This window comes from Leifsonia sp. AK011 (assembly GCF_013410945.1).
Lineage (GTDB): Bacteria > Actinomycetota > Actinomycetes > Actinomycetales > Microbacteriaceae > Rhodoglobus.
Map to the genome: position 1 here is coordinate 1342878 of NZ_JACCCH010000001.1, position 25641 is coordinate 1368518.

The 25641-nt window shown below is 66.9% G+C and carries 23 protein-coding genes; 15 read left to right on the plus strand and 8 right to left on the minus strand.

Annotated elements, in window-relative coordinates; translation table 11 throughout:
• The first annotated feature begins 28 nt into the window (after positions 1-28).
• The 5 genes from HDC94_RS06585 to typA all read left to right on the plus strand — a co-directional run bounded on the left by HDC94_RS06585 (position 29) and on the right by typA (position 7763).
• Positions 29-958, plus strand: coding sequence for an ABC transporter permease (locus tag HDC94_RS06585; protein ID WP_179496000.1), 930 nt, complete (start codon positions 29-31; stop codon positions 956-958).
• Positions 948-1907 carry an ABC transporter permease gene (locus HDC94_RS06590; protein WP_257021636.1) on the plus strand — a complete coding sequence of 320 codons (960 nt, stop codon included), beginning with the start codon at positions 948-950 and terminating at the stop codon, positions 1905-1907. The genes HDC94_RS06585 and HDC94_RS06590 overlap by 11 nt, the downstream gene beginning before the upstream one ends.
• Positions 1904-3628, plus strand: coding sequence for an ABC transporter ATP-binding protein (locus HDC94_RS06595; protein ID WP_179496002.1), 1725 nt, complete (start codon positions 1904-1906; stop codon positions 3626-3628). The genes HDC94_RS06590 and HDC94_RS06595 overlap by 4 nt, the downstream gene beginning before the upstream one ends.
• A gap of 188 nt (positions 3629-3816) precedes the next feature.
• The gene (locus HDC94_RS06600; RefSeq protein WP_179496004.1) at positions 3817-5628 is read left to right on the plus strand and encodes an ABC transporter family substrate-binding protein; all 1812 of its coding nucleotides are present in this window, start codon (positions 3817-3819) and stop codon (positions 5626-5628) included.
• 227 nt (positions 5629-5855) lie between these two features.
• Complete coding sequence (gene typA / locus HDC94_RS06605; protein WP_179496006.1) at positions 5856-7763, plus strand: translational GTPase TypA; 1908 nt, start codon at positions 5856-5858, stop codon at positions 7761-7763.
• Between the two features lie 179 nt (positions 7764-7942).
• Here typA and HDC94_RS06610 read toward each other — a convergent pair whose 3' ends face one another.
• Together HDC94_RS06610 and HDC94_RS06615 are read right to left on the minus strand one after the other, a co-directional pair.
• Complete coding sequence (locus HDC94_RS06610) at positions 7943-9793, minus strand: amidase family protein (protein WP_308495646.1); 1851 nt, start codon at positions 9791-9793, stop codon at positions 7943-7945.
• 53 nt (positions 9794-9846) lie between these two features.
• The gene (locus HDC94_RS06615) at positions 9847-10542 is read right to left on the minus strand and encodes a cohesin domain-containing protein (protein ID WP_179496010.1); all 696 of its coding nucleotides are present in this window, start codon (positions 10540-10542) and stop codon (positions 9847-9849) included.
• Between the two features lie 273 nt (positions 10543-10815).
• Here HDC94_RS06615 and HDC94_RS06620 point away from each other — a divergent pair, with 273 nt between their 5' ends.
• The gene (locus HDC94_RS06620; RefSeq protein ID WP_179496012.1) at positions 10816-11274 is read left to right on the plus strand and encodes a hypothetical protein; all 459 of its coding nucleotides are present in this window, start codon (positions 10816-10818) and stop codon (positions 11272-11274) included.
• A 5-nt stretch (positions 11275-11279) separates the two neighbouring features.
• Here HDC94_RS06620 and efeB read toward each other — a convergent pair whose 3' ends face one another.
• From efeB to efeU, 3 genes are read right to left on the minus strand one after another with little or no spacing between them, the layout of a single operon-like run.
• Positions 11280-12584, minus strand: coding sequence for an iron uptake transporter deferrochelatase/peroxidase subunit (gene efeB, locus HDC94_RS06625; RefSeq protein WP_179496014.1), 1305 nt, complete (start codon positions 12582-12584; stop codon positions 11280-11282).
• Positions 12581-13792, minus strand: a complete 1212-nt coding sequence (gene efeO, locus HDC94_RS06630; protein WP_179496016.1) for an iron uptake system protein EfeO — start codon at positions 13790-13792, stop codon at positions 12581-12583. Before efeO ends, efeB begins: the two co-directional genes overlap by 4 nt.
• Before the next feature lie 51 nt (positions 13793-13843).
• The gene (gene efeU / locus HDC94_RS06635) at positions 13844-14746 is read right to left on the minus strand and encodes an iron uptake transporter permease EfeU (protein ID WP_179496018.1); all 903 of its coding nucleotides are present in this window, start codon (positions 14744-14746) and stop codon (positions 13844-13846) included.
• A 111-nt stretch (positions 14747-14857) separates the two neighbouring features.
• Between efeU and HDC94_RS06640 the strand changes: the two genes are divergently transcribed.
• The 5 genes from HDC94_RS06640 to HDC94_RS06660 all read left to right on the plus strand — a co-directional run bounded on the left by HDC94_RS06640 (position 14858) and on the right by HDC94_RS06660 (position 19427).
• Positions 14858-15991 carry a PIG-L deacetylase family protein gene (locus tag HDC94_RS06640; protein WP_179496020.1) on the plus strand — a complete coding sequence of 378 codons (1134 nt, stop codon included), beginning with the start codon at positions 14858-14860 and terminating at the stop codon, positions 15989-15991.
• A gap of 7 nt (positions 15992-15998) precedes the next feature.
• Positions 15999-16322: a ferredoxin gene (fdxA, locus tag HDC94_RS06645; protein WP_179496022.1), complete on the plus strand. Its 324-nt coding sequence runs from the start codon at positions 15999-16001 to the stop codon at positions 16320-16322.
• A gap of 1 nt (position 16323) precedes the next feature.
• Positions 16324-17430: a succinyldiaminopimelate transaminase gene (gene dapC, locus HDC94_RS06650; RefSeq protein ID WP_179496024.1), complete on the plus strand. Its 1107-nt coding sequence runs from the start codon at positions 16324-16326 to the stop codon at positions 17428-17430.
• Positions 17431-17509: 79 nt separating this feature from the next.
• Positions 17510-18808 (plus strand): citrate synthase, encoded by a 1299-nt coding sequence (locus HDC94_RS06655; protein ID WP_179496032.1) that lies wholly within the window; start codon positions 17510-17512, stop codon positions 18806-18808.
• Between the two features lie 19 nt (positions 18809-18827).
• Entirely contained in the window at positions 18828-19427 is a 600-nt protein-coding gene (locus HDC94_RS06660; RefSeq protein ID WP_179496034.1) for a hypothetical protein, read from the plus strand.
• 10 nt (positions 19428-19437) lie between these two features.
• On the opposite strand, the gene dapD is transcribed toward HDC94_RS06660, so the two are convergent.
• On the minus strand, positions 19438-20379 hold the full coding sequence (gene dapD, locus HDC94_RS06665) for a 2,3,4,5-tetrahydropyridine-2,6-dicarboxylate N-succinyltransferase (RefSeq protein WP_179496036.1): 942 nt from the start codon (positions 20377-20379) through the stop codon (positions 19438-19440).
• Between the two features lie 27 nt (positions 20380-20406).
• Between dapD and dapE the strand changes: the two genes are divergently transcribed.
• The 3 genes from dapE (at position 20407) to HDC94_RS06680 (ending at position 22975) form a co-directional block, all read left to right on the plus strand.
• The gene (gene dapE / locus HDC94_RS06670) at positions 20407-21492 is read left to right on the plus strand and encodes a succinyl-diaminopimelate desuccinylase (protein ID WP_308495647.1); all 1086 of its coding nucleotides are present in this window, start codon (positions 20407-20409) and stop codon (positions 21490-21492) included.
• A complete protein-coding gene (locus tag HDC94_RS06675; protein WP_308495648.1) occupies positions 21474-22694 on the plus strand; it encodes a mannosyltransferase family protein in 1221 nt (406 codons plus the stop codon). The genes dapE and HDC94_RS06675 overlap by 19 nt, the downstream gene beginning before the upstream one ends.
• Before the next feature lie 107 nt (positions 22695-22801).
• Positions 22802-22975, plus strand: a complete 174-nt coding sequence (locus tag HDC94_RS06680; protein ID WP_084361480.1) for a DUF3117 domain-containing protein — start codon at positions 22802-22804, stop codon at positions 22973-22975.
• 5 nt (positions 22976-22980) lie between these two features.
• Here the strand turns inward: HDC94_RS06680 and HDC94_RS06685 are convergent, their stop codons facing one another.
• The gene (locus HDC94_RS06685) at positions 22981-23613 is read right to left on the minus strand and encodes an O-methyltransferase (RefSeq protein ID WP_179496038.1); all 633 of its coding nucleotides are present in this window, start codon (positions 23611-23613) and stop codon (positions 22981-22983) included.
• Between the two features lie 65 nt (positions 23614-23678).
• Between HDC94_RS06685 and HDC94_RS06690 the strand changes: the two genes are divergently transcribed.
• A complete protein-coding gene (locus HDC94_RS06690) occupies positions 23679-24044 on the plus strand; it encodes a sec-independent translocase (RefSeq protein WP_179496040.1) in 366 nt (121 codons plus the stop codon).
• Between the two features lie 8 nt (positions 24045-24052).
• Here HDC94_RS06690 and HDC94_RS06695 read toward each other — a convergent pair whose 3' ends face one another.
• Positions 24053-25606 carry a succinic semialdehyde dehydrogenase gene (locus HDC94_RS06695; protein WP_179496042.1) on the minus strand — a complete coding sequence of 518 codons (1554 nt, stop codon included), beginning with the start codon at positions 25604-25606 and terminating at the stop codon, positions 24053-24055.
• Positions 25607-25641: the final 35 nt, after the last annotated feature.

Sequence of the window (25641 nt, forward strand, 5' to 3'; positions counted from 1 at the left end):
GCCGTGGCCGGCTCGCACTTAACGCGCTATGACCGCATACATAATCCGGCGGCTGCTGCAGGCCATCCCGGTGTTCTTCGGTTCCACCCTGCTCATCTTCTCGATGGTCTTCGCCCTCCCCGGCGACCCCATCCTCGCGATGTTCGGCGACAAGACGCCGACTCCGGAGCAGCTCGCGGCACTGCAGGCCCGGTACAACCTCGACCAGCCGTTCCTCATCCGCTATCTCGACTATCTGGGCCAGCTGTTCCAGGGCAATCTCGGTACGACGTTCTCCGGCCAATCGGTCAATGAGATCCTCCTGCGTACATTCCCGAACACGCTGCGGCTCGCCCTGCTCGCCATCGCCATCGAGCTCGTCTTCGGAGTGATCGTCGGACTGATCGCAGGACTGCGCAAGGGAAGCCTGTTCGACCACGGTTCGCTGCTGATCAGCCTTGTACTGATCTCCCTCCCGGTGTTCGTGCTGGCCTTCGTCGCACAGTTCTTCCTCGGCATCCAACTCGGAATCTTCCGCGCGACGGTGGGACCCGGTGCGCCCTGGGGGGATCTGATACTCCCGGCCCTTGTGCTGGCCGCGTTGAACTTCGCCTACGTGGTGAGGCTCACGCGTTCGTCGACCATCGACACGAGCCAGCAGGACTTCGTGCGCATGGCCTACGGCAAGGGCCTCTCGCGTGGCCGCGTGGTGCCGGTGCACATCCTCCGCAACTCGCTCATCCCCGTGACGACCAACCTGGCCGCCGACTTCGGCATCCTCATCGTGGGTGCCACGGTCACTGAGGGCATCTTCAACGTGCCCGGCGTGGGCAACGAGCTCTTCAAGGCGATCAACCGGCATGACAGCCCCGAGATCGTCTCGATCGTGACGATCCTCGTGATCATCTACGTGCTCGTGAACCTGTTCATCGATCTTCTCTACGGCGTGCTCGACCCAAGGATCCGCTATGTCAAGTAAGCAACCCATCCGAGAGATGCCGCGGTACGTCGCCGAGGTCGAGGATGCCAACCTCGGCGCCATCGACGCCGTGCGCGTGAGCGAACGCAAGAGCAACCTCTGGCTCGACGCGTGGCGCGATGTGCGCGGGCGTTGGATGTTCTGGGCATCGGCCGCGATCATCCTGCTCGTCATCGTCGTCGCGCTCTTCCCCAACCTGTTCACGAGCGTGCCCCCGAACGATGAGTGCTACCTCGCGAACAGCAACGGAGGGCCAGAGCCCGGGCATCCACTCGGCTTCACGAAGCAGGGATGCGACGTCTTCTCGCGAATCATCCACGGAACGGGCACGTCGCTCTCCGTCGGCCTCATCGTGACCCTCCTGGTGACGGTCATCGGAGTGGCCGTCGGCGCGTTCGCCGGGTTCTTCGGTGGATGGCTGGACTCGCTGCTCATGCGCATCGGCGACATGTTCTTCGCGATCCCCTACATCCTCGCGGCGGTGGTGATCATGTCGCTGTTCCTCAAGGACCGCAACATCCTGATCATCTCCCTCGCCATCGGATTCTTCGCGTGGCCAGCGACCGCGCGAATACTCCGATCCGAGGTGCTGCGGGTGAAACAATCGGAGTTCGTCACGGCCTCGACCGCTCTGGGCCTGTCCCGCGCACGCACCATGCTCGTGCACGTGCTGCCGAACTCGATCGCTCCGGTGATCGTCGTGACAACGGTCGGTCTCGCGGCCGCGATCACCGCGGAGGCGACCCTGTCGTTCCTGGGTGTCGGCCTGCCGAACAACATCTACATGTCGTGGGGCAATGACATCTCGGCGGCGCAGGTCGACCTGCGTACCAACCCGACGACGCTCATCTATCCCTCGATCGCGCTGTCGCTGACGGTGCTCGCGTTCATCATGATGGGCGAGACCGTGCGCGATGCCCTCGATCCGAAGGCGAGGGCATCACGATGACCGAGCTGAAGCCACTTCTCGAGGTCCGGGGACTCGAGGTCTCCTTCACCACACCCGAGGGCCAGGTTCCCGCGGTGCGCGGCGTCGACTTCGATGTCTACCCGGGCGAGACTCTCGCGATCGTGGGGGAGTCGGGCTCCGGCAAGTCGACGACCGCTCATGCGATCATCAACCTGCTCGCGGGCAACGGTCGCGTCACCGGGGGCGAGATCCTCTTCGACGGAGTTGACCTCACCAAGGTGTCCAAGCGCGAGATGGAGAATCTCCGGGGTCGGAGCATCGGACTCGTTCCTCAGGACCCGATGCAGAGCCTCAACCCGGTGTGGAACATCGGCTTCCAGGTCGAGGAGACCATCCGCGCGAACGGTGGGGCCAAGGGCAAGCGCGAGATCCGCAAGCGCGCCATCCAGGTGCTCCAGGAGGCGGGCCTCCAGGACGCCGGCAGCAGGCTGAAGCAGTATCCTCACCAGTTCTCGGGCGGAATGCGCCAGCGCGTGCTCATCGGCATCGCCCTGTCGGGCAACCCGAAGCTCGTCATCGCGGATGAACCGACCTCGGCGCTCGACGTGACCGTGCAGCGGCGCATCCTCGACCACCTCGAGACGCTCACCAGCCAGCACGGCACAGCGATGATCCTCATCACGCACGACCTCGGCCTCGCGGCGGAGCGCGCGGAGAACATGATCGTCATGAACCGTGGGCGCATCGTGGAGGCGGGACCCGCACTCGATCTGCTGCAGGATCCGAGGCATCCGTACACCCAGCGCCTGGTGTCGGCTGCGCCGAGCCTCGTCTCGACGCGCATCCAATCGGCGGTCAAGCGTGCGGAACCCCTCGCCACGATCACGACGAGCGGTGTCTCGGAGGTCGTCGATCTCACCCACGCGGCCGAGCACGCCCAGCACGCCACGGACCTGGCCGGCACGCCAGCGATCGAGTTCAAGAACGTCACCAAGGTGTTCCATCTCCGCAAGCCGAGCGGCTTCGGTACGACGGAGTTCGCTGCCGTGGACGACGTCTCGTTCAGTGTCGCGCGCGGCACGACGCTCGCCCTGGTGGGGGAGTCGGGCTCCGGAAAGTCGACGGCGGCGAAGCTCCTGCTGCAGCTCGAACAGAAGACGGCGGGCTCGATCCTCGTCGACGGAATCGACACCGACGGTCTCAGCAGGAAGCAGGTCTTCGATCTGCGGCGCAAGATGCAGCCGGTGTTCCAGGACCCGTACGCATCGCTCGACCCGCTCCGCAACATCGGCAACACGATCGCGGAGCCGCTCGCCGTGCACGGCATCGGCACCGCGGCGAGTCGCCGGGCTCGAGTGCTCGAGGTGCTCGACCAGGTGGCGATGCCGTCCACGGTCGTTGGCCGCTACCCCAACGAGCTCTCGGGCGGGCAGCGACAGCGCGTCGCCATCGCTCGGGCGCTCGCGCTCAAGCCCGACATCGTCGTGCTGGACGAGGCGGTCTCCGCCCTGGACGTACTCGTGCAGGCGCAGGTGCTCAACCTCCTCGCCGACCTGCAGGCCGAGCTGGGGCTGACCTATCTCTTCATCACGCACGACCTGGCGGTGGTGCGGGTGATCGCCGATCACGTCTGCGTCATGAGGCAGGGCAGGATCGTCGAGCGCGCGACCGTGGATGAGGTCTTCTCCAACCCCCAGGACGACTACACGCGCGACCTGCTGGAGGCGATCCCCGGGCGCAACGTTCGTCTGGGTGCCTGAGGCTCGACCCATCCTGTGAATGCCCCGGCCGCGCGCACCCGTGCGTACGGCCGGGGCGTTCCTGTGCCATTACCGCCGAATCCGGTTTGCGCCTAGAGTCGTGCAAGGAATGTGCCCGACCCCGGGGGTGCACGACTACCGCCCGCCACGTCGCTTGAGCGTCTTGTGGTCTGCGACGTGGAGGAACAGTGAGAACCAGACGATTCGCCGTGGCCGCCGCCACCCTGACGATCGCCGCGCTGACCCTGGCCGGATGTGTCGCGCCGCAGTCCCAGGTGGTCGACGGGTCCGTGGTCTCGGTGGGGTGGAGCCAGTCCTTCACCTCGTACAACGCGAGGACGAGCTACGGCAACAAGCCGGGCAACACGGCCATCACCTCGACGACGCTGTCCGGCTTCAACTACGTCGACGACGTACCCCAGCTCGTCACCGACCCCTCGTTCGGGAGCTACGAGCTGCTCTCGGAGGATCCCCTGGTCGTGCGCTTCACGATTGCCGACGGCGTGACGTGGTCGGATGGCACCGCCATCGACGCCTCGGACCTCCTCCTCGAGTGGGCCGCGCTCTCGGGCGCGTTCAACGAGGAGGACTTCGACGCGAAGGAGTTCGTCGACCCGGAGAGCGGGCAGTTCACCGACGCGTTCCCGGATGACGTCGTGTACTTCGATTCCGGTGCCGACCCGGAGTACGGACTCGGTCTCGTGACCGAGACGCCCACCGTCAGCGAGGACAAGAAGTCCATCACGCTCGCCTACGACGAGCCGTTCATCGACTGGAACCTCCAGATCGTCCCGCCCCTGCCCGCCCACGTTGTCGCCAAGAACGCACTGGGCATCTCCGACAACCAGGAGGCCAAGGACGCTGTCCTCGACGCGATCCAGAACGACGACACCGAGGCGCTCGCCGCGCTCTCGCAGTTCTGGAACACCGGCTTCAACTTCACCGAGATGCCGGATGACACGGATCTCCTGCTCTCGAGCGGCCCCTACGTCATCACGGACTTCATCGCTGACCAGTACGTGACGCTCTCGGTGAACCCCGAGTACAAGGGTGCCCACCGTCCACAGGCGGAGGAGATCAAGATTCGCTACATCAGCGATCCGCTCGCTGCGGTCCAGGCGTTCCAGAACGGGGAGGTCCAGGTCATCGCGCCACAGGCGACCGCGGATGTCTGGACGGCGCTCAACGGACTCGAGGGCACCGTTGTCGGGGGGAGCGAGGCATCCTTCGAGCACATCGACCTTCAGTTCGACCAGTCGAAGAGTGGCAACTTCAACAATCCGCTCATCCGTGAGGCCTTCCTCAAGGTGATTCCGCGCCAGGAGATCCTCGACAAGCTCATCGTTCCCCTGAAGGGCTCGGCGGAGCTGCGAAACTCCCAGGTCTTCCTGCCTGGGCAAGCGGGTTACGACGAGTCGGTGGAATCCAACGGCTCCGACGAGTTCCTCGAGGTCGACGTCGAGGGTGCCAAGAAGTTGCTGGCTGAGGCTGGAGCAACGAACCCCGAGGTGTGCATCCTCTACAGCCCCACGAACCCTCGCAGGTCGAACGAGTTCATCCTCATCCAGCAGTCGGCGGCCCAGGCCGGCTTCAACGTCACCGACTGCTCGAGCACCGACTGGCGCGGTCTGCTCGGCACCGCCGGAGCCTACGACGCCGCGATCTACGGCTGGGAGGTGACGAGCCTCGGCCTCATCAAGGGCGCGCCGAACACGTTCGCGACGGACGGATCGACCAACCGCAACTTCTTCAGTGACCCCGACGTGGATGCGCTCATCGACGAGCTCGTCGTCGAGTTCGACCCTGCTCGGCAGACCGAGATCCTCACCGAGATCGATGCCCTTGTGTGGGGGAGCTTCTACGGTGCGCCGCTGTACCAGAACCCGACCGTGACGGCCTTCGAGCAGAGCAAGGTCACCGGCATCTCGCCGTCGATGCTGCCGCCAGGACTCTTCTGGAACGTCTGGGAGTGGGCTCCGGCCACCTCGTCCGCGAACTGACGTCAGTGATGCCGGAGACGCGCGCAACGCTGTGAGCGAGCACGCACAGGGTCGGCGACGGTTGGCACGGTAGACTACACCCGCAGGTTTCGCGAGAGGCGATCCTGCGCATCCCCAGAACTCACAGCAACCGGATGCCTTCCGGCGGTCGCTCGCGTCATACGCACCGCATCAGGCTCCGCCGTGCTGATGCAGCCCAGCCCAGCCCCAAACCCAAAGGACACGTCATGGCTATCGCCACACGCTCCGACCTGCGCAACGTGGCCATCGTCGCGCACGTCGACCACGGAAAGACCACCCTGGTCGACGCGATGCTTCGCCAGACCAATTCCTTCGATGCGCACGCGCACCTCGAGGATCGCGCGATGGACTCGAATGACCTCGAGCGCGAGAAGGGCATCACGATCCTCGCGAAGAACACCGCGATCTCGTACAGCGGCAAGCACGCCACAGACGGACCGGTCACCATCAACGTGATCGACACCCCCGGCCACGCCGACTTCGGTGGCGAGGTCGAGCGCGGCCTGTCCATGGTCGACGGCGTCGTCCTGCTCGTGGACGCGAGCGAGGGCCCGCTGCCCCAGACCCGCTTCGTGCTGCGCAAGGCCCTCGAGGCCAAGCACCCCGTGGTGCTGCTCGTCAACAAGACGGACCGCCCGGATGCCCGCATCGACGAGGTCGTCTCGGAGAGCCAGGACCTGCTCCTCGGCCTGGCGAGTGACATGGCGGATGACATGCCCGACCTCGACCTCGACGCGATCCTCGACGTCCCCGTCGTCTACGCTTCCGGCCGCAACGGTGCCGCGAGCTGGAACAAGCCGGCAGACGGCGAGCTCCCCGACAACGACGACCTCGAGCCGCTGTTCGACGCGATCCTCAAGCACATTCCCGCGCCGACCTACGATGACGAGCACCCCCTCCAGGCCTGGGTCACCAACCTCGACTCCAGCCCGTTCCTCGGCCGTCTCGCTCTCCTGCGCATCTTCCAGGGCAACATCAAGAAGGGCCAGACCGTCGCGTGGATGAAGCACGACGGCACCGTTGCCAACGTCCGCGTCACTGAGCTGCTCATGACCAAGGCACTCGACCGTTTCCCGGCAGAGTCCGGTGGCCCCGGTGACATCGTCGCCGTCGCCGGATTCGAGGACATCACCATCGGTGAAACCCTCGCCGACCCGAACGACCCCCGCGCGCTGCCGACCATCACCGTCGACGACCCCGCCATCTCGATGACCATCGGCACCAACACGAGCCCCCTCATCGGCAAGGTCAAGGGACACAAGCTCACGGCGCGCATGGTCAAGGACCGTCTCGACCGCGAGCTCATCGGTAACGTCTCGATCAAGCTCGTCGACATCGGCCGGCCGGTTGCCTGGGAGATCCAGGGCCGCGGCGAGCTCGCCCTCGCGATCCTCGTCGAGAACATGCGTCGTGAGGGCTTCGAGCTCACGGTGGGCAAGCCCCAGGTGGTCACGAAGACCATCGACGGCAAGCTCAACGAGCCGTACGAGCACCTCACCATCGATGCTCCGGAGGAGTACCTCGGCGCCATCACGCAGCTCCTCGCCGCCCGTAAGGGTCGCATGGACGGCATGACCAACCACGGCACCGGCTGGGTGCGCATGGAGTTCGTCGTCCCGTCGCGTGGGCTCATCGGTTTCCGCACCGAGTTCCTGACCATCACGCGCGGCACCGGTATCGCCAACGCGATCTCGCACGGGTACGAGCCCTGGGCCGGTGCCATCGAGACCCGTACCAACGGATCCATCGTGGCCGACCGCTCCGGCTCGGTCACGCCCTTCGCGATGATCGCCCTGCAGGAGCGCATGAGCTTCTTCGTCGAGCCTACGCAGGAGGTTTACGAGGGCATGGTGGTGGGCGAGAACTCGCGCGCTGACGACATGGACGTCAACATCACCAAGGAGAAGCAGCTCACCAACATGCGCCAGTCCACGTCGGACAACTTCGAGAAGTTGGTTCCGCCGCGCAAGCTGACGCTCGAGGAGTGCCTCGAGTTCGCGCGCGAGGACGAGTGCGTCGAGGTCACCCCCGAGGTCATCCGCATCCGCAAGGTCGAGCTCGACGCCAATGCTCGTGCACGGTCCGCTTCACAGCGCAAGAAGCAGAACGCTTAAGGAACCGGGTACCGAAGGTACCTCGCTCGCAGGCTCGCTCGGCGCTGGCGTCGCGGAAACGCTGACGCGTTTCTCCAAGCTCCAGCGCGCAGCGTAAGAAGCAGAACGCGTAGCGCTCCCAGCAACGAACGAAGGCCGCGACCCGAAAGGGATCGCGGCCTTCGCCGTTTCAGCGGATGCTACTCAGGCAGCGGTCCGTACAGGGTGGGGCTCGTACGAGCCTGTGTCTCCTGCTCGAACGCGTACGTGAGGCCGAGGAGCGTTCCCTCGTCGAACATGCGACCCAGGAACTCCAGGTTCACGCCGCCGCCGACGTTCATGGTGGAGCCATCCTCGGCAGTCGCCTGGCCCATCGGCACCGTGACCGACGGAAGGCCGGTGTTCGGGCTGAGGCGCAGGTTGGTGCTCTGGGTGCTGTACGGGTTACCCGACGGGTACACGATCGCGTCGAGAGCATCGTCCGTGGCGGGGTTGCCGTCCGGGTCGTTGAGCATCCCCGTGACGAGCACCCGACCGGCCGCGAGCTGGGTGGTGTGGGTACCCGTGGGGCCGGCCCAGTTCTGGTAGGTCTGCTCGGTGATGCCATCCCGCTCCACGTACGTGCCGATCCGGCCCGTGATCAGCCTGCCCGACTCGATGATCGAGGTAAGGCTTCGCAAGGTCACCTCAGGGGCGAGATGCTCGGCGATGTAGATGTTCAGATCATGCTTGAACTCGTTCTTGCTTCCGCTGCCCTCGTTGAGAACGTTCGGGAAGCCGCTCGGTGCCGTGATCGGAACCACGGTCGCACCCATCGCCTCCATGCGTGCCTTCGCCTCGTTCCACAGACGCACGGTCGTCGCATTGGAGCCGATCATCGACTGCACGTAACCGATGCGGGCTCCGTAGAGCGAGTCCGCGTCGAGGAACTCGGTGTACGAGTCGGGCACGAGACCGGCCTGGGCGGCCGTGACGGGGTCGTTCTCGTCGATGCCCGTGACGGCGTCCAGCGCGATCGCGGCATCCGTCACCGACCTCGTGATGGGACCACCGGTGTCCTGGCTGAGAGCCAGGGGAACGATGCCGTCGCGGCTCGCGAGACCGACCGACGGGCGGATGCCCACCAGCTGGTTGTACGACGACGGAACACGAATAGACCCACCGGTGTCGGTGCCGAAGCCAACACCCGCGAGGTTCGCGGCGATCGCCGCGCCGGTTCCACCGCTCGAGCCGCCCGCAGTCTTGGTCGTGTTGTACGGGTTCGCGACCGGAATGCCGGCCACATTGCCCACGGAGTAGGCCGAGGAGAACCCGTATGCCCACTCGTCGAGCGTCGCCTTCGCGAGGATGACGGCTCCTGCTTCACGCAGTCCCTCCACCATGTACGCATCGGTGTCGGTTTGGTTGTCGACCCAGCAGTCACATCCGGCAGTCGTCGGCATGTCGAGCGTGTTGTAGTTGTCCTTCAGCGCAACGGGGATGCCGAGCAGGGTGCTCGTCATGCCGGACTCGGCGCGCTCTGCGTCGGCCGCTGCAGCAGCGGCGAGTGCGACCGAGCTCGTCGTCATGATCGAGTTGAGCTGTCTGCCGCCCGCTCCCTGGTCGATGACGTTCTTGTCGTATGCCGCGATCCGGTCGAAGTAGGCCTGCGTGAGCTCGACGGATGTCGTGACCCCCGCGTTCATGGCGGCCTGCATGTCGATGACGCTCGCCTCGACGATCTCGAAGTCACCGTCGTCGTAGACCATGCGCTGCGACACCGCGGCCAGGTCCGTCACAGTGATGACGAGGTTCTCGTCCACGTCCGCGACCTGAACGGAGGACCAGCTGGCCGATTCCGGTGTCGCACCGAGGTTGGCCGCAATGAGATCGAGATCGGCGGTGGTCACCTGGCTGTCGCCCGTGACATCCAGCTCCGTGTAGAACGGCATGAGAAGCGGTGCAGGGTCGGTCGCGGCGACGGCGGGGGTCGCTGCCAGGGCGCCGACGGCAACCAGCGAGACGATGCCCGTGGTCGCCGCTACCGCCGTGCGGATGCGTCGTGTGGTCACTGGATTCCTCTGTGCTGTAGAAGTGTGTGCTGTGGCCTGGTTCTGGGTGCTGGTCATCGGGTGCTCGCAATCCGGCGACGCACGAGCACGACACCGAGCGCGAGGGCTGCGAGCGCTGCGAGCACGATGATCGCGATGCTGCCGCCCATGGTGCTTCCCGTGAAGGCGAGCGGGCCGCCATCCTCAGGCAGTGCCGACGGCGAGGTGGACGGGGAGGGTGAGGGAGACGGTGCAACCTCGTCGGCTTCCACGAGGACGTCGGCGGAGGCCGCCTCGGTGACGGGTGTCGATGCGTTCTCGGTGTCGACGAGGGTCACGAGGGGGATGTCGATGCTCGTCTCGCCGTCACCCACTGCTACAAATTCGGCGCTCAGGGCGATGTCACCGGAGAGCGCCGGGGAGGTGCCGAGGCGAGTGTGCGTGAGCGTCACGGTGCCCGGTCCCTCGGTCACGGCGTCGAAGCCGCCATCAGGGCCCGTGGCGCTGTCCTCGACGTAGGCGAAGATGTCGTCGTTGAAGCTGAAGGTGACCTCGTAGGCGAAGACGTCGGTCGTGGCAACGAGCGTTGCGCTTGCGACCACGCTGTCGCCGATGCCGACGGTCGTGGGGGAGAGCGTAAGCGTCACCGATTCCAGCGCGGGTGCTGCGTGGGCCGGGCTCACGCCGACGAGCGAGAGCCCGATGGCAAAGGCACCTGCCATCAGCGCCGCGCGGCGGTGTCGTGGGCGGGCAGGGGCGGAGTTGATCATTGGTGTCCTCTGTGTCGCGGTAGAGCCGCATTCGCGGGACAGTCGCACCGCGCGGGTGCCCACCGCCGCATGGTGCACCGGCGAAGGGAACGCAACGGTGCGCTGGCCTGCTGAATCCACGGTCTGTGTGCAGGTGATGCGCCCACGCTAGAGGTGACCCGTGTGGGGGGCATTTCCGTTTCGTTACGCAATTATTTCAGGATGCAAATAATCCCTCACTCTTTGCGGCGATACACTGGGCGCGACATCCGGCACCGACCTCGGGAGCACGCCATGGCCCTCCGTATTCGCTACACGGCACCGATCGCGTTCGTCATCGCGCTCGCTATGACGCCAGCTCTCTCGGGCTGCTTCGGCAACCCCGTGGAGTCGATCATCGAGGGTGCGACCGGGGGAGAGGTCGACCTCGGCGGATCCTCCATGCCGGCCGATTTCCCGAGCGACCAGGTGCCCGTGATCGACGGTGACATCATCTACGGCGGATCGATCGGCAGCGGGGCCGAGAAGGTCTTCAACGTGACGGTGCGGGTCTCGGACGGGGCGGCGCTCCAGCAGATCAAGGACGAGTTGGAGGCCGCAGGCTTCGTCTCGCAGGCCGACCTCGGCGAGGCGACAAACGGCGGGACCTACATCGCCTCGAGCGATGCGTGGGGTGTGCTCGTCGTGGTCTCGGAGAACGGCTCCGACGGGTGGGTCGCGAACTACACCGTCACCGCAGCGACGAGCGGCTGATCGCGTCAGGCGAAGAGCCCGGCCCCCACGTAGCTGCCCTCGCTCGCGCCGGGTGGCACGGCGAACAGTGCGGAGCCGACGTGGCGGATGTACTCGTTCATCGCATCCGTGGCAAGCGTCGACTGCACTGCCACGAACTGCTCGGGTGACCGCTGGTAGCTGATGAAGAAGAGACCAGCGCGCAGTTGGCCGAGGTCGTTGCTGCCATCCACGAAGTTGTAGCCCCGCCGTAGCATCCGTGTGCCGGATGCCGCCTGGTGCGCCAATCGCACGTGCGAGTCCTCCGGGATCACCGTCGACCCGTCCGTGCGCTTGAGTTCGAAGTCGGGCTCCGTGAACTCGGCGCCCCCGGACAGCGGCGCCCCCTCGCCCTTGGTGCGACCGATGATCGCGTCCTGCTCCCCGAGTGTGACGCGGTCCCAGTTCTCGATGGTCATGAGGATCCGCCTGGCAACGAGGTAGCTCCCGCCGTGCATCCACGCCGCCGGCTCCTCGGTGCCCACCCAGACGAACTCGTCGAGCGCGGCGGGCTCCTCGGCCTTGATATTGCTCGTGCCGTCCTTGTAGCCGAAGAGGTTGCGGGGCGTCGTCTGCTCCGTCGAGGTGGACGATGTGCGGCCGAAGCCGAGCTGGCTCCAGCGCAGGCGCGCGGTCCCGAACGCGATCCGGCTGAGGTTCCTGATCGCGTGGACCGCGACCTGAGGATCGTTCGCGCACGCCTGGATGCACAGGTCTCCGCCGCTCACCGCATCCTCCAGGAGATCGAAGGGGAACAGCGGCAGGTCGACGAGGGCGTCCGGTTTGCGATCGGCGAGTCCGAAGCGGTCGACACCGTCGGCGGTGCGGAAGAGGGATGCCCCGAACCCGATCGTGATCGTCAGGCCACTCGGCGGCAGGCCCTGGGCCTCACCAGTATCGTCCGGCGGAAGCAGCGGGGGGCCGTCGACAGCGCCTGCCTCGCTCACGTCGAGCCCCTGGGTCAGGCGAGCCGCGGCTGCGGTCCACTCCTGGAGCAACTGGATGAGATCCTCCCGCGTTGCGCTGGAGACCATATCGAACGATGCGAAGTGGAGGCGATCCTGTGCCGGGGTCACGATGCCGGCCTGGTGTTCGCCGTAGAAGGGGTAGGCGCCAGCCGAGTCCTCGGGTGATCGCGGAGGACGAAGAGCCGTGGCACCCGCCACTCCGGCGACGGCTCCTGCGCCGACGCCAGCGGCGACGAGTCCGAACAGGCCCCGTCGTGAGACGCCGGAGGGCGCGGGGTCGGATGTCTCGTTCCCCGCGCCCTCCGGCGTTGTGCTCTCGGTCACTCCGACTGCTCCACTCCCAGCACCGCGTAGGTGAGCTTGGCGAGGGGCTCACTGAGTGCGTTCAATTGTGCACCCAGTTCGTTGCGCTCCTCCTGGGTGACCGTGTCGTAGAACACGAAGCCATCGTCGTAGTTGCCGTACGTGAGCAGGAGCGCCTTCATCGCGGCGAACTCCTCGTCGAGTTCAGCGACGAGCGCCTCGCCGTCTGCCCCGGAGGCGAGCGCGATGTCCCGAACGGCGAGGTACGCGACCTCCGCGCCCTCCACGTTCGCGTAGAAGTCGTAGAGATCGGTGTGAGCGAACTCGTTCTCCTCGCCGGGGAGCTTGCCATCGGGTGCGGCCACCTCGTCGAGGAGTCCGATCGCTCCGTTGGTGATGTCGCTCACGCTCAGGGCGAAGTCGTCGGAGTGCACCTCGTCGTAGAGCGCCGTGACATCCTCGACAAGCTTCGCTCCGACAGCCTCACGGCCGGCGGTGTCGAGCGCGTCGATCGTCTCGTCGGGGTAGTTCGCCCGCGCGGCGTCGAGCCAGAGGTCCATCTCGATGCGGTGGAAGCCGGTGAACTCCAGCCCTTCCGCTTCAGCACCCGGCTTGCGGTAGTCGATCGCGGGGTCGAGGTCACCGAACTGGGATGCTGTCGGCTCGATGCGCTCGTAGCTCACGCGCACGAGCGGGAACAGGCCCCGAGCAGTGTCGTCCTCACCCGCGATGTAGGCGTCGACGAACTCCTGCACGGCGGGCACGAGCTCGGCGGCCTGCGTCTTCACGTAGGCGGTGTACCGGGCCACGGCATCGGCCCGGGCCGCCTCGCTGTCCGCGTCGATCGCGATCGCATCACCGGTCACCGTGAAGGGCGACTGTCCGATGCCGTCTCCGATCATGCCCGGCTTGCACACGGTGAAGTAGGAACCGGGCTGGGCCACGACGGTCAGGTCACGGGAGGAGCCCGGGGCGATGTTCTCGACCTCGGAGACGATGCTGAGCTCATCCTCCCCGAGCAGGTAGAACTCGGTGACGCGGTCGCCCGCGTTCGTGACGCGGAAGGTCACCGTGCCGCTCGCCACGGTGTCGTTGTCGACCGTGCAGCTGTCGGCCGTGCTCTCGACGGCCACGACGACGCTCCCGCCTGTGGCGTTCGGCACACAGCCGGCGAGGAGGGCGAGGGTTGCGAACGCGGCAACTCCGGTGGCAAGGGTCTTGATGGTCATTCTTCTCCAGGGACGTTCTCGGATCGGGCGTGGTGCTGGGGGAGGTGGTGGTCAGGCGCCAGCGTGGGCTGTGGCAGGAACCGGGGGAGTGCTGCGGGCGGGCGTGCGCGGGCGACGAACCGCCCGCAGGAAGAGGGTCAGCACCGTCACCACGTACAGCGCCCAGACGACGATCTCGAGCCAGGTCATCGCTGGCGAGAAACCGACAGTGCCCTTGAGGATGGCGGCGATGGCGCTGTCCGGGGGGATGACGCCGGTCGCGTCGAACGCCCAGCTCCACATCCACGCGAACGCTGCCGGCGTGCCGTCGGGCATCGGCTGGAACGGACCGGGCAGCACTCGTGCTTCCTGGAGGTCGTGCACCCCGTACGCGAGCACACCGGCGGCGAGGATGATGAGGGCGGCACCCGTCCAGGTGAAGAATCGCGAGAGATTGAGGCGGATCATCCCCCGGTAGATGAGCCAGCCGAGGGCGATGGCCGCGAGGATGCCCAGCAGCGCGCCCACGATGGCGAGGGGTGCCTCGCCCGACGATCGGGCTGCAGCCCAGATGAAGAGGGCCGTCTCGACACCCTCACGCGCAACCGCGAGGAAGGCGAGCAGAGCCAGTCCGAGCCCGCCAGCGGTGACAGCCCTGTCGACGCCGGCCTCGAGCTCGCTCTTCAGGCCGCGACCGGCGCGTGCCATCCAGAAGATCATCCAGGTGATGAATCCGACGGCGACGATCGAGAGCGAACCGCCGAGGATCTCCTGTGCTTCGAACGAGAGTCCGTATGCCCCGAAGGTGAGGACTGCGCCGACGGTGAGGGAGAGTCCGATCGCGAGCGCAACGCCGATCCAGATCTCGCGCCTGCGCTGATCCTGGCCGGAACGCCGCAGGTACGCTAGGAGAATGCCGATGACGAGCGCGGCTTCGAGACCCTCGCGCAGGCCGATGAGAAAGTTTGCGAGCACGTGGTTTCTTCTTTGGTAAGCCTTACCTAACTCGAAGAACACTACTGCCCGGGGCGTATCCTGTCTAGCCGGACTCGATCCCGGGCCCAGGGCGACGCAGGAGGATGACCGATGGTGGAACGTATCCTCTTCGTACACGCGCATCCCGGAGACGAAACCGTGACCACCGGCGCGACCATCTCCCGGCTGGTGCGTCAGGGCGCCCACGTGACAGTTCTCACCTGCACCAGGGGAGAGCAGAACGACCTTGTCACCGAGAGCCCCGGCGCCGGTGCACCCGAGGAGATCGCGGAACTCCGGGCATCCGAGCTCTCCCGGGCGATGTCAGTACTGGGTGTCTCCGACTACCGCTTCCTCGGCGAGACGGGCGCACGCTGGGAGGGACTCGAGCCGCGGCGGTACCGCGATTCCGGGATGACCTGGGGTGCGGCCGGCCCGCAGCCGGCGCTCGAGGTGCCCGATGCCCTCGTCTCCGCGGATGAGGGGGAGGTGGCATCCGACATCGCTGCCGCCATCCTGCAGGTCCAGCCCGACGTCGTAGTGAGCTACGGGCCCGACGGCATCGACGGGCACCCCGACAGCCGACGCGTGCACGATGCCACGCGCTGGGCGACGGAGGTGCTGCGCGTGCCCTTCTACGTCCTCGGGCAGTCGCACGGGCGTGGCGCCGTCTCCGTCGACGACCCCGAGTCGCTCGAAGCGAAGAGGGAGGCACTCGGGAGCTACCCGAGCCAGTTCGTGGTCGGCGACGACGTCTTCCAACGGGCGTCGGGAGCGCCCATCCCCCTCGACGCACCCGAGCGGTTCGGTCGCCTCCGGCCGCCCAACCGCGGATTCGGCGGGTACGGCAGGGGTGCCCGGATCATCGCGTGCATCTTCGCCCTCGTGATCGGGATCGCGGTCGGGGCCGTTCTCACCGTCGTGCACCAGTCCACGGTGGTTGTCGGATCGACAGTCGTGCCCTGGGGTCTCATCGCCGCCCTCGTCGTGGCTGCCGCGCTGCTCACGGGTCTGCGCATCGTCTACGAGACCCGAGTGGTCGCGGGGTTCGCCGCCGCCGGGCTCCTCCTCGCGGAGGGGGTGCTGTCGCTCGGCACACCCTCGGGCACGGTGCTCGTCGCCAACAACCTCGCCGGAGTCGTCTGGACCATCGGTTCTGTGCTGATCGCTGCTCTCGTGCTGGCGTGGCCGCGATTCTCCACGCTCCGCACGGGTAGGATTGAAGCTCCCGCCGCGAAAGGTTAGATCGCCCGTGACTTACGTCATCGCACAGCCCTGTGTGGACTTGAAAGACCGTGCGTGTATCGACGAGTGCCCCGTCGACTGCATCTACGAGGGCGAGCGGATGCTCTACATCCAGCCCGACGAGTGCGTCGATTGCGGTGCCTGCGAGCCGGTGTGCCCCGTCGAGGCCATCTACTACGAGGATGACCTCCCCGACAAGTGGGCGGACTACTACAAGGCCAACGTCGAGTTCTTCGACGACCTGGGGTCCCCGGGTGGCGCAGCGAAGGTCGGGCTCATCCACAAGGATCACGCCCTCATCACCGCCCTTCCGGTCGGCGGCGGCGAGTAGCGTGCCGCGCACGCCCCTGGCGCTGCCCGACTTCCCCTGGGACTCACTCGTTCCCTTCGCCGAGCGTGCGCGTTCGCATCCCGACGGTTTCGTCGACCTCTCGGTCGGCTCGCCCGTCGATCCCACGCCCGCCGTCATCGCCAGCGCACTCGCCGCCGCGACGGACGCCCATTCCTACCCCCAGACCGCGGGGAGCCCCGCGCTTCGTGAGGCGATCGTCGACTGGTACGCCCGCAGGCGGGGTGCAGACGACCTCTCGCCTGCCAACGTGCTCCCCACCATCGGGTCCAAGGAACTCGTCGCGCTCCTGCCGGCCCTGTTCGGGCTCGGCCCGGGCGACGTCGTGGTGCACCCCGCGATCGCCTACCCCACGTACGCGATCGGTGCGGCCCTCGTGGGGGCTCGCGCCGTGGCATCCGACGATCCTGCCGAGTGGCCGGTCGAGACCAAGCTCGTGTGGCTCAACAGCCCGGGAAACCCGAGCGGTTCGGTGCTCGGCGTCGAGCAGCTGCGGGCCGCAGTCGCCAGGGCGCGCGAGCTCGGCGCGATCATCGTGAACGACGAGTGCTACGCGGAACTCACCTGGGACCAGCCGGAGCCGGCACCCTCCATCCTCGACCACCGCGTCATCGAGGGCGTGCGCTCGGGCGTTCTCGCCGTGTACTCGCTCAGCAAGCAGTCGAACCTCGCCGGGTACCGCGCGGGCTTCGTCGCGGGATGCAGCGAGCTCATCGGCGAGCTGCTCGCCGTTCGCAAGCACATCGGTCTCATCCCCCCGGCACCCGTGCAGGAGGCCATGATCGCGGCACTTGGCGACGATGCCCACGTCCAGGCCCAGCGCGAGCTGTACCGCGCGCGACGTTCGCGTCTGCTGCCCGCGCTGCGTGCGGCCGGGTACCGCGTCGACGACAGCGAGGCCGGCCTCTACCTGTGGGCGACGAAGGGGGAGGACTCCTGGACGACCGTTGCGGAACTCGCGGATGCCGGCATCCTGGTCGTGCCCGGATCGTTCTACGGCGAGGAGCCCGCGAAGCACGTTCGGGTGGCCCTGACGGCCTCGGATGCCGCGATCGCCGACGCCGTCGCGCGCCTCGAGTTGCTCTCCTGACCTGTCGAATCCCACCAACCGATTCGGTCGCTCTTTGCGGCATGTGACAGTGGTCTGGGGCGCACTCTAAGCTGTAACGGTGACTGACGCGACCTCCGAACCCGAGAAGGCCATCCTGCAGTTTCCGGGAGGCACCGCCGAGTTCCCGGTGGTGCGTGGCACGGCGGGCCACGACTCGATCGACATCTCCACGTTCACCAAGCAGACCGGTTTCACCACCCTCGACCAGGGCTTCGTGAACACCGCGTCGACGCGCAGCGCCATCACCTACATCGACGGGGATCGTGGCATCCTGCGCTACCGCGGGTACTCGATCGAGGACGTCGCCCAGAACTCCACCTACCTCGAGGTTGCCTGGTTGCTCATCCACGGTGAGCTCCCCTCTCCGTCCGAGCTCGCCGAGTTCGACGAGCGGATCCGCCGCCACACGCTCCTCCATGAGGACCTGCGCCGTTTCTTCGACGCGCTGCCGCACAACGCGCACCCCATGTCAGTGCTGTCGAGTGCCGTCTCGGCGCTGTCGACCTACTACCAGGACTCCCTCGACGTCCACGACCCCGAGCAGGTCGAGATCTCCACGATCCGCCTCCTCGCCAAGCTTCCGGTGATCGCCGCCTACGCGCACAAGAAGAGCCTCGGGCAGGCGTTCCTCTACCCCGACAACTCGCTGAGTTTCGTCGACAACTTCCTCAAGCTGAACTTCGGCACGATGGCGGAGCCCTACGAGGTCAACCCCGTGCTGTCCAAGGCTCTCGACCGGCTGCTCATCCTCCACGAGGACCACGAGCAGAACGCCTCCACGTCGACGGTTCGGCTCGTAGGGTCGACCGAGGCCAACATCTTCGCCTCGATCTCCGCGGGTATCAACGCGCTCTACGGACCGCTCCACGGCGGAGCCAACGAGGCCGTGCTCACCATGCTCCGCGAGATCAAGGAGTCCGGTGAGGGCGTGCAGAAGTTCGTGGAGCGGGTGAAGAACAAAGAGGACGGCATCCGTCTCATGGGCTTCGGTCACCGCGTCTACAAGAGCTTCGACCCCCGTGCCACCCTCGTCAAGGAGAGTGCGGACGAGGTGCTCGAGGCGCTCGGCGTGCAGGACGACCTGCTCGACATCGCCAAGGAGCTGGAGGGCGTCGCGCTCGCGGACGACTACTTCATCGAGCGCAAGCTCTACCCGAACGTCGATTTCTACACCGGCGTGATCTACAAGGCGATGGGATTCCCCACCCGCATGTTCACCGTGTTGTTCGCGATCGGCCGGCTTCCCGGCTGGATCGCCAACTGGCGTGAGATGAACGAGGACCCGCGCACCAAGATCGGTCGCCCGCAGCAGCTGTTCACCGGCTCGCCAGCGCGTGACTGGCCCGCGGACCGTTAGGCGCGTTCCAGGAGGCGGCATGCGGTTTCCCAGACGCCGCAAGAAACTGAATCTGGGCAAGTACGTTGCCCCGAAGCCGAGGCCAGAGCCTCCCATCGACGACCTCATCGACGAGGGCGTTCTCATCGCCGCAGCCGCCGTTCGTCTCGCGGTCAAGAACCTCATGGTGCTGAGGTCGGTTCGCGACGGCCTGAACTACGACGAGGAGCGCTACGTCAGCGCGGTGCGCGAGGAGCTCTCCAACCTCGCGGACGAGAAGGATGGCGACGCCCTGCGCATCGCGGCGCTCTCGGATGCCGCGTCCCGCAAGCAGGGCAAGGCGACGCATCACGCCGACTACCGCCAGGCCGACACCGATCACCTCGAACGGCGGGAGCACCTCCTGCGTCGGCTAGCACAGCGCCTTCGGGAGCTCGCGGGGGATGACGCGTGGGCCCGCGATCTCGTCGTGGCATCCCGAGCGGAGGCGCTTGAGGACCTCGCGGCCTCGGCCGACGCCGTCTCGCTCTCCGAGCGGATGCAGGACACCGACGAATATCGCGAGCTGCGGGCCGACCGCATCAGGAACGTCAAGGAGGACCTGCTCATGCTGCAGGTGACTCCGCCGGAGGACCGCTGAGCTACACGCCCTACGCGTGCAGCGCGCTGTTGAGCGTAATACCGGCACCCGACCGCGGCAGGACCTCCACGGCACCTGTGAGCGAGTTGCGGCGCAACAGCAGGTTCGGCACACCGCTCAGGTGGGCAGCCTTCGCCGTGCGGGTCTCGCCCGGCCCGTCGATGATCGTGACCTTGGTGCCCGCCGTGACGTAGAGCCCGGCCTCGACCACGCTGTCCTCGCCGATCGAGATACCGACACCGGCATTCGCGCCGAGGAGCGCCCTGGCGCCGATCGCGACGCGCTCCGTTCCACCCCCGGAGAGGGTGCCCATGATGGACGCACCGCCGCCGATGTCCGCACCGTCGCCGACCACGACTCCCTGCGAGATCCGGCCCTCGACCATCGAGGTGCCGAGGGTGCCGGCATTGAAGTTCACGAAACCCTCGTGCATCACGGTGGTGCCGGGGGCCAGGTGCGCGCCGAGACGAACGCGCGAGGCATCCGCGATCCGCACCCGCGGGGGCGTCACGTAGTCGATGAGCCTCGGGAACTTGTCGATGCCCGTGGCAGCGATGCCCGCGCGCTGCAGTGAGGGGCGGAGACGGTCGAAGTCGTCGGGATGCACGGGGCCCGCGTTTGTCCACACGACGATCGGCAGGTGCGCGAAGATGCCGTCGAGGTTGATGGTGTTCGGCGCGACGAGCAGGTGGCTCAGCAGGTGAAGGCGCAAGTAGGCGTCCGGAGTCGAGGCTGGCGGGGCATCCAGGTCGATCGTGACCGTGTGGAACTCGAGTTCGACGTTGCGGCGCTCATCGCTGCCGACGAGCTCCTCGAGCTCTGCGGGTGCGATGTAGGGCTCCGTCCCTGCGGGGAGCGAGCCCAGCCGTGGGGAGGGGAACCACGTGTCGAGAACGATCCCGCCCTTCGAGACCGTGGCCAGACCGTATCCCCATGCATCGCGCGAGCTCATGCCCTTCAGACTACTTAAACTGTCAGGGTGCCCGTCACCGATCCCAGCCTGCCCGTGCTCGACCTCTCGCAGTCCGCGGTCGACCTCACCGTCCAGCTGTGCGACATCGAGTCGGTGTCCGGCAACGAGCGAGCCATTGCCGATGCCATCGAGGCGAGCCTTCGCGCCTACACGCACCTCGAGGTCATCCGCGAGGGCGACGCGGTCGTCGCCCGCACCACCCTCGGCAGGCCCTCGCGCGTAGTGATCGCAGGTCACATCGACACCGTCCCGGTCAACGCGAACCTCCCCGTCCGACGCGACGGTGATGAGCTGATCGGCCGTGGGACCGTTGACATGAAGGCCGGCGTCGCCGTCGCCCTCGTGCTCGCCGCCGACCTCGACGAGCCGCCCGTGGACCTCACCTGGATCTTCTACGACAACGAGGAGGTCGCGAGCGATCTCAACGGGCTCGGCCGTCTCGCCCGGGAGCGCCCGGACCTCCTCGCTGGCGACTTCGCGATCCTCGGCGAACCGACGAGCGCAACTGTCGAGGGGGGATGCAACGGCACGGCGCGCGTTGAACTGCGACTCACCGGCATCCGCGCCCACTCCGCGCGTTCCTGGGTCGGCCACAACGCCATCCACGACGCGGCGGACGTGCTCACGATCCTCAAGAACTACGTGCCCGCCGAGATCGAGGTCGATGGTCTCGTCTACCGGGAGGGCCTCAACGCCGTGGCGATCGTAGGCGGGGTCGCCGGCAACGTCATCCCTGACGAGGCGGTGATCACCGTCAACTACCGGTTCGCCCCGAGCCGGTCGGGCGAGGATGCCATCGCTCACCTTCGGGAGACCTTCCCCGGCTACGACCTCGTCGTGACCGACCTCGCCGAGGGTGCGCGCCCGGGCCTGGACGACCCCCTCGCGCAGCAGTTCCTGGCGGCGGTCGGGGGCACGGCGCATCCCAAGTACGGCTGGACGGATGTCGCCCGCTTCTCCGCCCTCGGAGTGCCCGCGGTCAACTACGGCCCAGGTGACCCGCTGCGTGCCCATGCCGACGACGAGCGAGTCGACATCACGGAGATCATCGCCTGCGAGCAGGGGCTGCGCGCGTGGCTGGGCACTCGCTGAGGACGCGCCTCACCGTCCGCTACCGGCTGACGCCGTGGTGGGCCAAGGTGCTCGTGGTCTTCGCGGCATCCCGCGTCGTCACCACGACCCTCATGCTCTCGTTCGCTGCTCGGCAGGGAGCGAATCCCTGGACGGGGGCACAGCCCGGCTACACCGACTTCGCACGGATCTGGGACGGCAACTGGTACAACATCATCGCGGTCGTCGGGTACCCCAGCGCCGTGCCGATCACGGACGATGGACACGTGGGGGAGAACGCCTGGGCGTTCATGCCCGGCTACCCTGCGCTGGTTCGCCTGCTGCTCGTGCTGGGCCTCGATTTCGGTGTGGCCGCCGTGATCGTCTCGACGACCTTCGCTCTGGGCGCGGCCCTCGTGTTCTACCGGCTCATGGCGCGGTTCCTTCCGGGCGAGGCTGCTCTGTTCTCGGTGGTGCTCTTCTGCTTCGCGCCCCTGTCTCCGATCCTGCAGGTCGCGTATGCCGAGTCGATGTTCCTGTTCCTGCTTGTCGTAGCGCTCTACCTGCTGGTCCTGCGCCGCTATTGGGTGCTCATCCCGGTGGTCGCCGCGATGGCCGTCACCCGCCCCGGCGCGCTCGCCTTCGCGCTGGTGCTGCTCCTTCACGTGATCCACCGGTGGTGGCTCGATCGCACCGGCCGGGAGCCGTTCCCGGCGCGGGAGCGCATCGCCGCCATTGTCTCGGGCCTGTCTGCGGCCGCCCTGGGCCTGGCCTGGCTGCTCATTGCTGGCCTCGTCACGGGCCGTCTCTCCGCCTACGTCGACACCGAACTCGCCTGGCGCTCCGTGTACGTCGGCTACGACGAGCTGGTGCCCTTCACTCCCTGGTTCCGGGCGGCCGAGTGGTGGGCGAACTGGTGGGGCCTGCCACCGGTACTGCTCATCGTCGCGCTGGTCCTGGTCATCGCCCTCTGGGGTGTGCTGCTGTTCAGCCCACCGGCGCGACGGCTCGGCGTCGACATCCGCTTCTGGCTGGTGAGCTACAGCCTTTACTTACTGGCCGTATTCTTCCCCCAGTCGAGCACGTTCCGACTTCTCATGCCGTTGTTTCCGGCACTGGGAGCCCTCGCTCAGCCCCGCTCACCGGTGTACAGGGTGGTACTTGTGATCCTGTGCATCCTGGGCCAGTTCGCATGGATCGACATCGCCTGGTGGGTCGACGGGCGGGACTGGACACCGCCGTGATCTTGGTCCCACTGTGACCCTGCTGGTCGCGTGACCGTTCACACGATTTCAGTGTTGCGAGCAAAGTGCGGGATAATGGAGAGGTATCCATTGAAAGGGGACAACTCATGGCAGCCATGAAGCCGAGGACCGGGGACGGACCGATGGAGGCTGTCAAGGAGGGTCGCCTCATCATCGTGCGCGTGCCGCTCGAGGGTGGCGGTCGCCTTGTGGTGTCGGTCAACGACGCCGAAGCCAAGGAACTGCACGACGCACTCGCTGGAGTCGTCTCGCCCGCCTAGTCGGGTTACGCGCTCATCTTCGTGAGCAGCAACAAGCCGTCGCCTACCGGCGACAGCGCACTCAGCACTGCGTCCGATGCCGACGTCTCCCTCAGGAGCGATCGGAAGTTGGCAACGATCTCGTCGCGCTGAGCAGGGTCGGCCACACGCCCGCGCCAGAGCGCGTGGGCGACGATCACGGTGCCGCCCTGGCGAACCATCCGCAGACCGTGCTCCACGTACTCGATGACCGATCCGGGGTCAGCATCGATGAAGGCGATGTCGTACGTCGCCTCGTTCATACGCGGGAGGACGTCGGATGCCCGGCCAGCGATCAATCGCACCTGCTTGGCCGCGATCCCAGCGTCGGTGAACGCGCGCTTGGCGGACTGCTGGTGATCGGTCTCGAGATCGATCGTCGTCAGCACGGCATCCGGGGCACCCGAGAGCAGCCACAGGCCACTGACACCCACACCCGTTCCCACCTCGATGATCGTGGATGCTCCGGTCGCTGCGGCAAGCACGGCGAGTTGGGCTCCCATCGCGGGGGTGACGGCGTCGACGCCGAGTTCGAGCGAATGGACTCGAGCTTCGGCGATCGCGTCGGGTTCGGTGACGAACTCTTCGGCGAACTTCCAGCTCAACTGCTTGTCTGACACGGTGATAGGTCTCCTCGCCCCCCACTGTAGAGGGAGGATGCAGGGTCGGCGGCTATCCTGAACGAGTGTCCTTCGGCCTGACCTTCGACAAGTTGCTGATCATCGCGATCATCGCTGTCTTCCTGCTGGGCCCGGAGCGACTCCCGTACTACGCGTCGCAGCTCGCGAGGCTCGTACGAAACCTCCGGAACATGGCCAACGGAGCCAAGGAGCGCATGCGGGACGAGATGGGTCCCGACTTCGATGACATCGACTGGAAGAAGCTCGACCCGCGCCAGTACGACCCCCGCCGTATCATCCGCGACGCCCTTCTCGAGGACGATGCGCCGCCGACACCCACAGTGAAGGCGCCGATCGAGTCGGCCTACAACCAGCGCAAGCGCAAGCTCCGGGAGGCCGAGCAGGCTCCGTTCGACGCGGAGGCGACCTAGCGGTTCGCCTAGCGCAGGCGGAACACCCGAAGGATGCGCAGAAGCGCGAGCACGACCGGCACGAGCTTGCGGAACTCGCTGCCTGTGCGCGGCATCTGGAAGAGAACGGTGGCCTCGCCGATCGTCCGGGTGTCCGTGAAGCGGACAATCCCCTCGCGACCATTCCGCCTGCCGAGGCCAGACTTCTTCATCCCGCCCATCGGCGAGTCGACGCTTCCAAACGCTGCACGATACGGCTCGTTGAGGTTCACGGTGCCAGCCTGCAGCTTTCGTGCCACCCGGCGCGCTCGACTGAGCGAGCGGCTGAATACCGAGGCGTTCAGGCCGTACTCCGAGGCGTTGGCCTGGTCGATGGCCGACTTCTCGTTGTCCACGACGTGGATCGAGACGAGCGGCCCGAAGGTCTCATCGGCGAAGCAGGCCATCTCGCTCGTGACCCCCGTCAGCACGGTGGGCTCGTAGAAGAACGGCCCGAGATCGGGGCGCGCCCTGCCTCCGGCGAGCACCGTCGCACCCTTCGCCACGGCGTCGGCGACGTGGGCTTCGACGCGCTCGAGCTGCGCGGCCGAGGTGAGGGAGCCGAGGTCGATGTCGAAGTCGAGGTCCGGTCCCTGGCTGAGCCCCTTCACGGCAGCCACGAACTCGGTGGTGAACTCGTCCGCGATCCCGCGTTCCACGTAGATGCGCTCCATCGACACGCACAGCTGCCCGAGCGCCGAGAAGGACCCGTAGGCGGCACCCGCAGCGGCTTTCGCGACATCCGCGTCGTCCAGCACGATCATCGGGTTCTTGCCGCCGAGCTCGAGGGAGACTCCGTGCAGGCCGGACGCGGCTCGCTCGGCGACGCGGATGCCCGTGGCCGTCGATCCCGTGAAGCACACGTAGTCCGACGCATCCACGATGGCGTTGCCGACCACGTCACCCGGACCCGCGACCACGGCCCAGAGGGCGGCGGGCACTCCAGCGTCGATGAACGCCCTGCGGAGCGCGAGCACGCTCAGGCTCGCCTGGTTGTCCGCCTTCTGTACGACGCCGTTGCCGGCGGCCAGCGCCGGCAGAACGTCCATGGCGGCGAGGGAGACCGGGAAGTTCCACGGGGTGACAACGCCGACGATCCCCTTCGGCACGAAGTCCACCCGGGAACGCGTGACGACGGGCAGGACTCCGCCGCGACGTCGGCTCCGGAGAACCCTGGGCGCGACGAGCGCGGCATAGCGGGCCGAGTTGGCCGCCTGCACGACCTCCTCGAAGGCCTGGGACCGGGACTTGCCCGTCTCCAGCTGGTTGAAGTCGAGCAGTTGCGTGCGGCGCTCGAGGAGGAGGTCGTGACCGCGGAGCAGAACTCTGCGCCGGTGTGCTGGGCCAGCGGCGAACCACACGACTTGGGCAACGCGCGCTGCTGCCGCGGCATCCGCCACGTCCTGGGCCGTCGACTGGGGGAGGTCGATGAGCGGCTGGCCGGTGAAGGGGGCGATGACGGTCGCCGTCTCGCCGCCCGACGCGCTGATGTCCGACAGCAGGTCGTCGACTCCGAGGACTCCCGTGGGCGAAGTGTGGGTCATGTGTCCCACAGTACGCTCGCATCCCTGCGAATGGG

Coding starts and splice junctions, on each gene's coding strand:
- HDC94_RS06585 (WP_179496000.1), top strand. CDS start 29: ATGACCGCATACATAATCCGGCGGCTGCTGCAGGCCATCCCGGTGTTC.
- HDC94_RS06620 (WP_179496012.1), top strand. CDS start 10,816: ATGGCCCTCCGTATTCGCTACACGGCACCGATCGCGTTCGTCATCGCG.
- typA (WP_179496006.1), top strand. CDS start 5,856: ATGGCTATCGCCACACGCTCCGACCTGCGCAACGTGGCCATCGTCGCG.
- dapD (WP_179496036.1), bottom strand. CDS start 20,379: ATGAGCTCGCGCGATGCATGGGGATACGGTCTGGCCACGGTCTCGAAG.
- HDC94_RS06680 (WP_084361480.1), top strand. CDS start 22,802: ATGGCAGCCATGAAGCCGAGGACCGGGGACGGACCGATGGAGGCTGTC.
- HDC94_RS06660 (WP_179496034.1), top strand. CDS start 18,828: ATGCGGTTTCCCAGACGCCGCAAGAAACTGAATCTGGGCAAGTACGTT.
- HDC94_RS06595 (WP_179496002.1), top strand. CDS start 1,904: ATGACCGAGCTGAAGCCACTTCTCGAGGTCCGGGGACTCGAGGTCTCC.
- HDC94_RS06695 (WP_179496042.1), bottom strand. CDS start 25,606: ATGACCCACACTTCGCCCACGGGAGTCCTCGGAGTCGACGACCTGCTG.
- HDC94_RS06615 (WP_179496010.1), bottom strand. CDS start 10,542: ATGATCAACTCCGCCCCTGCCCGCCCACGACACCGCCGCGCGGCGCTG.
- efeO (WP_179496016.1), bottom strand. CDS start 13,792: ATGACCATCAAGACCCTTGCCACCGGAGTTGCCGCGTTCGCAACCCTC.
- HDC94_RS06640 (WP_179496020.1), top strand. CDS start 14,858: ATGGTGGAACGTATCCTCTTCGTACACGCGCATCCCGGAGACGAAACC.
- HDC94_RS06590 (WP_257021636.1), top strand. CDS start 948: ATGTCAAGTAAGCAACCCATCCGAGAGATGCCGCGGTACGTCGCCGAG.